General features: G+C 50.5%; 11 protein-coding genes and 3 pseudogenes. 8 read left to right on the forward strand and 6 right to left on the reverse strand.

The window, feature by feature from the left end; translation table 11 throughout:
- Positions 1–7: 7 nt before the first annotated feature.
- The 5 genes from GNG29_RS01710 to GNG29_RS01730 form a co-directional block, all read right to left on the reverse strand.
- Complete coding sequence (locus tag GNG29_RS01710; protein ID WP_009652410.1) at positions 8–319, reverse strand: hypothetical protein; 312 nt, start codon at positions 317–319, stop codon at positions 8–10.
- 12 nt (positions 320–331) lie between these two features.
- Complete coding sequence (locus GNG29_RS01715) at positions 332–598, reverse strand: hypothetical protein (RefSeq protein WP_009652486.1); 267 nt, start codon at positions 596–598, stop codon at positions 332–334.
- Positions 595–1323 (reverse strand): YafY family protein, encoded by a 729-nt coding sequence (locus GNG29_RS01720; RefSeq protein ID WP_009652433.1) that lies wholly within the window; start codon positions 1321–1323, stop codon positions 595–597. Before GNG29_RS01720 ends, GNG29_RS01715 begins: the two co-directional genes overlap by 4 nt.
- 261 nt (positions 1324–1584) lie before the next feature.
- Positions 1585–1881: a membrane protein gene (locus tag GNG29_RS01725; protein WP_009652512.1), complete on the reverse strand. Its 297-nt coding sequence runs from the start codon at positions 1879–1881 to the stop codon at positions 1585–1587.
- A 349-nt stretch (positions 1882–2230) separates the two neighbouring features.
- The gene (locus tag GNG29_RS01730) at positions 2231–3199 is read right to left on the reverse strand and encodes a hypothetical protein (RefSeq protein WP_016154453.1); all 969 of its coding nucleotides are present in this window, start codon (positions 3197–3199) and stop codon (positions 2231–2233) included.
- Positions 3200–5345: 2146 nt separating this feature from the next.
- Here GNG29_RS01730 and GNG29_RS01735 point away from each other — a divergent pair.
- The 7 genes and pseudogenes from GNG29_RS01735 to tssB all read left to right on the forward strand — a co-directional run.
- Positions 5346–5915, forward strand: coding sequence for an inovirus Gp2 family protein (locus tag GNG29_RS01735; RefSeq protein WP_016154452.1), 570 nt, complete (start codon positions 5346–5348; stop codon positions 5913–5915).
- A gap of 152 nt (positions 5916–6067) precedes the next feature.
- Positions 6068–6307, forward strand: a complete 240-nt coding sequence (locus GNG29_RS01740) for an AlpA family transcriptional regulator (RefSeq protein ID WP_009652493.1) — start codon at positions 6068–6070, stop codon at positions 6305–6307.
- Between the two features lie 289 nt (positions 6308–6596).
- Positions 6597–7016, forward strand: coding sequence for a putative zinc ribbon protein (locus GNG29_RS01745; protein WP_016154451.1), 420 nt, complete (start codon positions 6597–6599; stop codon positions 7014–7016).
- Positions 7004–7420, forward strand: a complete 417-nt coding sequence (locus tag GNG29_RS01750; RefSeq protein WP_009652429.1) for a putative zinc ribbon protein — start codon at positions 7004–7006, stop codon at positions 7418–7420. The genes GNG29_RS01745 and GNG29_RS01750 overlap by 13 nt, the downstream gene beginning before the upstream one ends.
- Before the next feature lie 75 nt (positions 7421–7495).
- Positions 7496–8062 (forward strand): inovirus-type Gp2 protein, encoded by a 567-nt coding sequence (locus GNG29_RS01755; RefSeq protein WP_009652434.1) that lies wholly within the window; start codon positions 7496–7498, stop codon positions 8060–8062.
- A gap of 76 nt (positions 8063–8138) precedes the next feature.
- Positions 8139–8744, forward strand: coding sequence for a DUF2913 family protein (locus tag GNG29_RS01760; RefSeq protein WP_009652485.1), 606 nt, complete (start codon positions 8139–8141; stop codon positions 8742–8744).
- A gap of 736 nt (positions 8745–9480) precedes the next feature.
- Positions 9481–9785, forward strand: a pseudogene (gene tssB / locus GNG29_RS01765) (type VI secretion system contractile sheath small subunit); the annotation flags it as partial.
- Here tssB and GNG29_RS01770 read toward each other — a convergent pair.
- A pseudogene (locus GNG29_RS01770) lies at positions 9783–10169 on the reverse strand (transposase); the annotation flags it as partial. The pseudogenes tssB and GNG29_RS01770 sit on opposite strands and share 3 nt — an antisense overlap.
- Positions 10170–10441: 272 nt before the next feature.
- Here GNG29_RS01770 and GNG29_RS23130 point away from each other — a divergent pair.
- Positions 10442–10567, forward strand: a pseudogene (locus tag GNG29_RS23130) (hypothetical protein); the annotation flags it as partial.
- Positions 10568–10769 lie beyond the last annotated feature (202 nt).

Genomic DNA, 10769 nt, shown 5'->3' on the forward strand with positions numbered 1-10769 from the left:
AGCCGTGTTACATGAGTTGTTTACCCACGACGATAAGTCCGGCCAGCCAGCCGATATACTGTGGGCCCACAAGCCAGAACAGACGGGCCTTGAGTAATCCGGTCATTCCTTCGCGGGTGTATACCGCATCCGGCATCAGCCATTGTCGAAGAGCAGCACCGACCGTCATACCGGCTCCGGGCCCAAGCGTCATCCAGAACAGATATTCCATTCCCTGACCAAAACTGCGTATCTCGCCGGTACTCCCGAACACGTTAAACAGCACGACCACAAGCGCGATGGCGAAGGCAATCGCGAAATATTTAATGACAAGCGCCATGTTCAGATTTCCTTATTTTCTGCACTGCTGAGCAGCGCTCAGCATGTTGTCCATGAAGCGCGGGGGGACATAACCGTATTGCTGGTTCATTTTCTCCAGCTCCCCGTGCGTATATTTCGTTTTGAGGTCATCCCGGATACATCCGCAGACGGCGGTAGTACCGCCGCCTGATTTGCATCCCCGGATAAACTCGCGTTCATTTTTGTCGCCACAGCCGCTCAGGGTTACGGCAGACAACATCAGGGTGAAGAGCAGCAGAGGGCCTTCGACAGGTTTCACGATTTGACTCCTTTGGGTCTGGATGGATGTTCAGGGTGTTGTTCCCTGAAGGTGTGAATGACATCACTGATAAAGCGAAAGTGGGGCAGTGCGCTGATAAATCCCTCTTCAGTAATGAGCGAACTGATTTCGCTCCGGCGACGGAAGGTTTGCTCTGAGAGTGAGGCCGAGATAATGTCTTCCAGCCGGAACACCCGAAGGCTCCCCCGGCAACAGACGACCAGATACCAGTGCTGATGCCGGTAAATCAGGCGGTAAGGCTCCTGCTCATCGTGACGGACACCGCCGACCAGCAGACTGACCACCCGGTGATGACAAATGGCTTCGGCCAGACGATGAAAACTGTCAGCCTGTGTCCATGCTGGCGGTAAGTCGTGCCAGATAAAGCAGGGTGAGGTGCCCGTTTCATTCATCAGCAGGTGCATCAGTTGCCGGTTCTGCGACGGGATAATGCGTGCGATACCGGTACTGCGGGCAAAGGAAACGGCCCCCGGAGAGTGATCACGCGTGGCGCTCTCACTGAGCCGATACGTGCCGTTCTCCCCGATAATGTCGAGGTGGACCAGCCGTTGATGTAAGTCACGACGCAGGGTGCGTATCGATACACCAAACTCACCGGACAGTGTCTGAAGGGTCAGCGTTTCTCCGGCCATTAACCGGCTGATAATGACCGACAATCTGACGGCCAGCCGGTCGTAGCGGGCCTCTTCATCGGGTCGTTGCATGGACGCTCCGTGTGCGATAAATAGGTTGATATTTCATGCGGTTATTATGCGGGCGGGGAGGGACACGTTATGTCCATCCCCCGTAATGGCGGAAAAGAAAAAGTAAAATTCATCTTTCAGTAAACAGGAGAATTAACAAAGGGTTAGTGCCAGGTAGCTGAAATGACGACAGCATGCTGACACGCCCTGTCATCAGTCGTGCCGTAGCGAGTACGGTCAGCGGCTCAGGCTTTGTGCAGGATGGGCTGACCCTTATTAACGTTACGGTGCACTGAAGATATGCTCGCACTGCGTGCAGCCGTATTCATCAAAGACGGTACCGTCCAGTTGTTCTCCGGCCAGAGAGCCTGCCACCGCACCAGCACAGGCGCCGGACAGAAAACCAATGAGGCCTCCGGCTATCGTACCGACAACCGGAATGACTGAACCTATCAGCGCACCGGTGGAGGCTCCTTCAAGCCCGGCAATGCCTCCGGCTGTTGCGCCAATGACCCCACCCGTCTTTTTACCCACATGGCGCAGTCGTATGTTTTGCGAACCGCAATTCGGACAATGCATTTCTTTCTCCCTTATTACTGGCAATAAATAGCCGCCTTCATGAGCTGGCGGACCGTGTATCAGAGAGACCTGGGTACCGGAACAGAAAGCATAGCTGTGACTTAGCGCGAGAAGCATACGCACGGGTATTTTGTGGGACAGTTGACCCGGGAGAAGGAATAACGACGGTAACAGGGTATCGGGACCCCGTTTGTTCTTACTGGACACATTAACCTCCGTGAGTGAAATAACAAAACGGCAGCACTTCTGCTGCCGTTCTCACACCGGTAATATAGGTCTGAAATTATTTTGAATGTCATTTCTGGTCTGTATTACTGCCTCCGCTCACCTTGTTTTTAGCGCAAAGCCCTCACTCACCACCACAGGTTTTTCGGTAATGGTCATTAATCAGCATTTCCAGCATATCACTGATGCGAACTCCGCTACGTTCTGCCATAAAGTCCAGTCGAGTTTTTGTTTCGTTCTTCAGGTACGTATTGAGTGCTTTTTTATCGGTACGGGACTGACGTAATTTTTGCTGGTTCCAGGCTTTATTCAGGTTCAGAAGGAATAAACGCTTTGTATCCGGTGCATCGTCCCATAAGTCGATCGCCGTGCGCAGGGCTAAATTGCGTTCAGAATGACTCAGGGGGGTAAACCAGGTACTCATTCCTGGCGTTGAAATATTTAATGAGAGCCCGATAGTGGGCGCATTTCTTTCTTCCTGAAGCGATTTGAGGCTGTTCCATGCCCACAGTACCGCGTCTTCTTCATTAGGTAACCATTTCAGCGGAGCTGGTTTGCTGTAAATATTTTTCCACTGGTCTTTCAGCCTGTCCATGACCTGGCGCTTGAGATGATTTACCGGTGGGGTCGGAATAATAATGTTGTCGAAAAAAGAGATGATAATATTAATTCTTTCCTGGTGGCTTGTCGGAGATACACTCAGATTCATTCGCTGATACCAGTTCTTTCCGAACTCTGCATTTGCTGGTTTGTCAATACCAAGTTCGTAGTCTCCGGCCTTGCAAATATACGCCCATAACCAGAATGTTGCCCGTTCATCCTGTTCTAGCCAGTCAAAACTTTCCAGCGGAAGGATGTTTTCATCACGGGCTGTTTCCATATCAGAAAAAAGTCTTGCCCGCTGTTCTGCATTCGGTATGAACTGATTAATCAGTTTGTTGAGTGCCTGTCGACAACTTTCTGCATCCTGGTGAGGAATGTCACGGGTGTTAATTATTTTATTAACACCCAGCCACCCGGCATAAAAAGCACAGACTCTCAGGTCACGGGTTTTTATAAGATGTTGTCTGCCATTGTCGTAATGTACAACCATTGTGGATACCTGTAATCGTAAACTACATAGTAGTGGTTATGGTGGTGATTGTTGTAGCTACACAGTATCACGATGATGGTTTTATCGTCACTTAAAAACACATCTGGTAGTCATCGTGAGGTTTTATTGTTGATTTATACTGGTTTTGACAAGGTTTTACCATGGTTTTAAAGTTGTCATTTTCTTTGTTTATCTCTCAGATGCTTCTCTGTTTACTGGATGAGTATCGTCTCAATAGGTTATCTTGTTCTCCTGCATGCTTTCGTTTTCATCCCCATCATGGTGCCTGGTTCGCTTCAGGGGGCATTTCTGGTATCAGGTCGGGCTGCCATGAGGTATTTCCATTTTGTTGCTCATAATCAGGATTGAGGGCTTCTGCGGGCAGTGATGATACGGGGTTAATTTGATTGAGGTTATTTGATATGACGTGGTGTCTATTTTCATGTTATTGAAAAAAGATAATTCCAGAGTAACTGATGCAGGCGTTTGTTGTAGGTAAGTGCTGTCTGGCGTGGTTATCTTCATAGCTATTGTTATGCCTGGCGTGTTGGATTGGTATTAATATATTAAAGAAGGGGTCTTATCATTTGTAACAGTAATCGATGATGTGTTATCAGTAAGTGGGTTATGCCTGGGAGGTATTATTATCTGAAGGTATTCACTAAGGGGATAGTACTATTGGATGGTATCCATTGAGCAATCATTGCCATCAGGTAAGAAATACACCATTCAATGTAGTCACAACCTGAATGTTTAGCACTCATTAAAAATCTATCATTAAGAAAACAGAATTGAATTGAGTCGATATTACCATTGACTAGTCCTCGTCAGGATAAAAGTGAAGATGATTAACATCAGTAATCTAATAATCATAACGACAGGGTGGTTACTGGTTAACAGTAACGTTTTGGGTGAATGGTCATGCCTGAAAATCAGCAGGTGAGTATCAATGGTTTATTACTGGTCTGCGTATTAGTGATGAGCGTTAAATGCTCAGTCAGTGAACTAACCTGTAGTAAGCCTGTCGGTATTGCTCTGTCTGCCTGATATTGACGCTTACAATACCTGTCAGTTACAGATACTACGGTGACCCGTTATCCCTGAAAGTTTTTTGATATGTGTAAACAAGGCCATTGGTAACGACTGTAAACGGGGCATTATCCGTGTTGGTGATAATAGTCATGATTGTATCGTAAACAGAATAACCCGATTGAGGTGACGTGGAATAGGGTGATTATCCTGGTAATCACCGCAAGCTATTTAATAAGTAATTGAGCGCTGTAGTGTCTTATACCGCCATAGCTTCCTGTGAGCCTGCATAAGCGCATTGAATAACACGATAGTGGAAATCTGTGGTTAGTATGAATATGGCGCTCCTGATGCGTTACAGGGCGTTTTAGCAGTAGTCCCGATAACGATTATTTATCGGGCTTATTGAACGGGGTAATAATATCATGACAGCAATGAGGGACTGGTACAGGGGCTCTTGCCCCGGGTATATACATCCCTCTGGGGTAATATTTGCTTTTCAGGGTAACCACAACCTATTTTGGGTCCAGGTCAATACAAGGGCATCGCAATCTTCAGCTGCTTCTGTAAGCCAGAATTGCAGCGACTTAACAGTTTCGATCTTCGCTACTGGCCTGACATTGCCGGGATCATTCGCTCACTGGGGATGGAAGAGGTGGAGGTAACATTCAGGGATGAAGCGACAGAGGCAATTATCAACGCCCGCAGACCTTCACAGACGGATTTCTTCAGAGCGTTATTCGATAACATCAGTAACCAAAAAACCGGGGATTACTACGCCTTGTCACGGAGTTTTAAACTCTCCGATACAGCACTGGCGACGATTTGTAATATCACCCGTGATTTGCCACCCGATGAACTCGTTGACGCCGCTTATGTCAAGCGTACCCGCCATCGTCTAACGGGAAGACTGTTTTTTCGCAGCCTTCGGGTCACCCGGCATTAGAACCGATTTCTGAGAGGCGATTACCCTTTACGCAATCATTCTGCCAGCCACGATATTTTACTGAAGCCAGCCGTCTCTGAGGGATCGACTGGCGGACTCGCTGAAGGCAATAAGTTTTTTTTAACAGCACCGGTAATGGTTATGAACGATAACCCACCGGAGTCCATTTTAATGAGTTACACATACGACCCTTACTGGCAGCAACGCATCGCTGATACCTTCAGTTGCGCTCTTAACGCTTACACCCGCTTACTGGCCCTGCGTGTTGACCTCCGTCTGCCGGATACGCCAGCGGCCACCGATGCTGCTGTTATCTCCCGCTTCACCGATTCCCTGAAAGCCCGGATTGATGCCCTTCAGACGCGTCAACGTCGCGAGGGCAAACGCGTCTGGCCGACCACGCTGCGTTTTATCTGGGCGCGGGAGTTTGGTGAAATCAAAGGGAAGAAGCATTACCACGCGGTGCTGTTGCTGAACCGCGATACGTGGTGCGGACCGGGAGATTACAAAGACCCGGATTCGCTTGCAGGTATGATTAAACAAGCGTGGTGCAGCGCCCTGAAGGTGGATGCACAGGCGCATGCCGTTCTGGCTCGTTTCCCGGCGAGTCCAGTCTCATGGTTGACACGTGGCGATGGTGCTCAACTGCAACAGGCCCTGTCGCAGGCGGCCTATTTAGCCAAGCTGGAGACCAAAATCACCGGTGACGGTGAGCGTAACTTCGGTTGCAGCCGTGGCTGAGCCAGACATATCTCGATTCATCAGGCCTGATTGTGCGGGCCGGGTAATTTTTTACAACGTTCCCCTATCCTCTGAGGAGAACCGGTAACCCCATGATTCAACCACCACCGGACGTCTCCCGATAGCCATATCCTCAGAGGGAGAAAAATACCATGACCACGTTGAATACGAATATTAATGCCAGCCCTGACACACTGCTTTCAGCTCAGGACCCGCTTATCGACATGACCTTTATCACCACGTTTACCGGGATGACCGACAAATGGTTTTACAAACTGATTGGCGACGGGTTGTTTCCGAAACCCATCAAGCTGGGGCGCAGCTCCCGCTGGCGCAGAAGCGAGGTGGAAGCCTGGATGCAGCAGCGTATTGCTGATTCCCGTGGCGTCTGAGCAGGGAGGATATCTGAATGGAAAAACGACGCCGCACTCAGCCACAGGCCATCCCGGTTCGCTGGACGTGTCCCCGTTGCCGGCGACAGTACTGTGGCGCCAGACCCTGTCCCGTTTGTTTCAGACCCACCGACGCACCTGCACAACCGTAACCTTTCTGTATTCCGGTGCCGACCACCAACCGTACCGACCCGCTAACGCATAACTGAACCGCCATTCACCCTGCCACGCTGCCCGTACCGGGACGGCTGACGCCTGCGTGTCGTCTGGCGGTAAGGAGAGTACCACTATGTATGCAAAATCGTTTATGGCTCTGGACGGCAACGGCCGTCTCACGGGAGCCATAACCGCGCAGACCGCGCCGTATGACCGCTACAGCTGCCATCTGTGTGCCAGTGCCCTGCAGTACCATCCTGAATACGACACCGAACGTCCGTGGTTTGAACATCATGCAGCAAAGCTTTCGGAGAACGGTCGACAGCACTGCCCGTATGTAAAGCCCGGGGTGAGGGAGACCCGCCATATCCGGCAACTGCAGTCTTATGTACCGGAAGCCCGTCCCCTGGTTTTCTACGCAGACTGGCACTGTCACGGCTGCGGCAGTGATTACCACGGTGAGCGCTACTGCCTCACCTGCCGGACGGGCGAGCACAGTGATGTGCGTGCTGATACCAACCGGATAGAGGAAGTGACGGCATGCGCATGCTGAAATGTTATCTGGCCAATGACCGCGAAGGCCACTTCGCGACAGCCGGGGAGGCCGTGAGTGCGCCGGGGCAGATATGGAGCTGCGCGTCCTGCGGCTGTCGACTGGTGCTCCATGCGGGGACATACGGGGAGCCGCCGTGGTTTGAACATGACCAGCAGAGCGTGGCCCGGCATGTGCTGATGGCCTGCGCCCACCTTGACCCGGAAGTGAAAACCGAAGCCCGGCACCGAAAGCTGCGCAGTCTCATCAACGGGCTGGAAGCGACGGTAATGGTGCTCTCCTGGTACTGCGTGTGGTGCGGCGACCATTACCAGGGCGTGAAGCACTGTCCCCGGTGTCTGACTGGTATCTACAGCATCGAAGAAGCGCACTGGCAGAGAAACTACTGCTGCAGTACCAGATAGTTCCCCGTCTTTATGAACCAGATACCGCCGTAGAGGCGGTGTCCTCCCTGATTTAACCTAAAGAGAGTCTGCATTATGAATCATTCTTACATACGGGCGTCTGATGCTGTCAGCGCGGATGCCGTCAGCACGCGTGCATTTCTGCAACAGGCCGTTGACCATTACCCGCGACTGGCGGCATTCAGCTTTACGCTGGCGCTACCGTATCGTGAAGCCATGAGCGAATACCGGTCATTGATTCTGCGTTTTCACTCTGAAGTCTGGCAGCGCACCGGCGAATATTCGCGCCAGCGTCAGCAGGCACGACATCGTTCACTCCCGACGCTGTTACGCTGGATATGGGAGACGGCCAGCGCACCGGAGTGCAAAATGGTGCTGCTGCTCAATCTCGATACGCTGGGTACAGGGCGAAACCTGCAACTGACCGACAGTGCGCCTCCGGGGCTTAACGCCATCATCGCCGACGCATGGCAAAAGGTGACCGGTACCGCCTGCACTGACGGTGTAACGAGTATGACGCAGATCATTATTAACCGCGTCGCTCAGGGAGTCTTCGCAACACCCTTTAACCAGCTTACCGTGCATGTTAAGGCCATGTCAGAGCCAATAGCAACGGCCAGAACGGGGATGATTTGTCCGTGAAAGTAATAGCTTCTCTAATTAATGGGGGAGTTATCCAGGTCTTCCCCGGTGTCTGCAGCGCCGATATAATCCCTGAATGAAAAAAGCTCACGATACCTTACCCCCGGAACAAACCGTCACAGCACTTGCGCATTTCGCCTGGTGCGCCCTTGTCGCCTTACGTACCGCTCAGCAGGATGGTCAGGCATTGTCGCCACTCAGCACGCATGCATTTATACTGCGCTGGTTAACGGTGGCGTATAAGCAAAAACGGTTTCCACGTGCAATCGCATCTGATATTGAGGGATTGCTGACGCTGGGGCGTAACAAAGGCCTTGCCGCCAGCTTATTCAGTCGTCTGGAATATCTGTGGTCTTCGTGCACCGGACCGGTGTCAGCGCAGTCGGATTTGTATCGGCTGACGTACGCAATTGAACAGCTTAAATCGCGGGGCTGGGTCAATGCAGCGGTGAGTGACAGGGACTGGGACAATGAAACGCTTCTGGCCCTGGAATACAGCGATGCGAATGCACTGCTGGTAAGGAAGTCGGCACTGACCTGCGGATTTTCGGATGGAGGGAAACTCGTTGCGCCGGTTGAGTTTCTTGTGAATGGCGACTTGTCAGCCTGTATGGCTGTTTTTGCGGCTCATACACTGTCGGCTGTCATGCTGGAGTCGAATCGGATCGTGTTACAACCTTGAGCAGTAAAACAACCGTTCTCAACCCGCAGCAAAGCTCATCACTGTCCACGTCTGTCTTTCTGTAAACCGAACGGGTGTTGTTCCTGGTCGCGCTAATGCACCGGCGGCTGAGATATTCATATCGCTGGTACAGGTATGAGATATGCGTAAAGTCCGGGCGTTGCAATTCCTTTAATCTGAAAAAAAATAAATAAGCCCGGTTTACGTGAATAATAAGAAATGATGGAAACCTGAAACTGTCGCCAGTTTTTCACATGCTCAGTCACGTCCAGCTTCTCAATTTCTGATAAAAGTACAAAATCAGATATTTCACGTGACTGGTGATATTTTGTACAAATATACACCCTAAGCCAAATTGATCATTTTCTGTACATCCTTATCCCGCGGGGCCTGAAGGGTTATGGTGTAAAATTTTTATAAATCAGAAAGATGATATTTTTTTTGTTAAAAGCCAGGAATGTAAATCTTTGTTACATTTTTTCATTTTCGATCTGGCAGGGAACGTTCCCAAACTCCAGCCATTGGGCCTTATCCGAAATTTTTCATTTCAGACAAATACCCAGAAAATACAGTGTCGACATGCTGGTGGATGGAATGCGCCCGCTTTTTTTGGTTCCGGGATTTTTATTTACGTCGGATGACGCGAACCGGAAAGTTGTTCTGGCTGGGTAATTTTTTCTTATTTATTTTTCACTGGCATTGACCGTTTCTATCACTCCATAGAACAGGGACAGCCATGTCTAATTCTTCCTTTCAGTCCGAAATCCCTAAAGCGCGTATTAATTTAAAACTTGATTTGCATACCGGTGGTGCGAGCAAGAAAACGGAGCTCCCCCTGAAATTGCTCGTGGCGGGCGACTTCAGTAATGGTCAGGAGTCTGCCCCTTGTCTGAGCGCAAAAAAGTTGATTTGAATAAAAATAATTGTGATTCTGTCATTTCTGAATATTCCCCAAAAGTCAATCTTACCGTTAAAAACACGCTTGCTGATGATGGCAGTGAAGACAACATCAGTCTGACCTTCCGGAGCATGAAGGACTACCAGCGTCGGTGAGACATCCGCGTCATACAACTCTTTGAACGCAGCCACTATCTCACGGGTGGTCATCCCTTTGGCGTACAGTGACAGGATTTGGTTATCCATCCCGGTGATCCGGGTCTGGTTTTTCTTCACCAGTTGGGGCTCGAAGGAGCCGTCACGATCGCACGGCGTACGCAGTTCCAGCGGGCCATCGCCGGTGGTAACGGTTTTTGTGAAATAGCCGTTGCGGGAGTTGGCACCCGGTTTAGACTGATGTTTACCGTAGCCGAGGTGATGGAGCATTTCGGCGTTGAGGCGGCGCTCAACGTTGATTTTTTTCAGCAGGCGATCGAACTGGTTGAGATCGTCAGGGGTTTTGAGATTTTTGGTCAGTTCGTTAGCCAGAGCCTACAACTGTTTTTCGTCCATAAAGTAACCTGCTTTTGATGTTGAATTGAACATATCAAAATCAGGCAATTACACAAACTTGTGTACAGGCTCCATACAGCTAACCCGGCCCGTCACATCGTAATGTCAACCCGTAATGCATAACATCATGCAGCGTTCCATTAATGAGTCGGGAATCATATTCAACCTTCTTGAATCGCCACGGGTAATCTAGACACTTCCGAGCCGTTGATGGACTGACCCCACCCCGGTAGACGATCCTGCCCTATAGTAACGAGCGCATGGCAGACATGTCCCCGTTCTGGATGCTAAATGTTCTGAACAGCGCCGAACTGGTACTGGGGCAGTATCAGCGCCTGCAGCACAGCCCGCCAAGTACTGTGGTTCCGACCTTAATGGGGGCCGCCAGCTGTCAGTAAAGGTCAGTGTCTGACCCCGGAGACACGCGGACAGCCAAGCACCTACCAATCATCTGCTGGTCCCGCGCTAGCAAATCAGCCAGTTGCGTAAAGAAATGCGGCATGTTGTGCCGCTGGTTCTGAATGGTCAGGTTGGCAGCGCGATGACGAATGACATGCTGCCGCAGGCGGCTATCCC

Origin of the sequence: Leclercia sp. Colony189, from assembly GCF_009740165.1 — a bacterium.
GTDB lineage: Bacteria > Pseudomonadota > Gammaproteobacteria > Enterobacterales > Enterobacteriaceae > Enterobacter.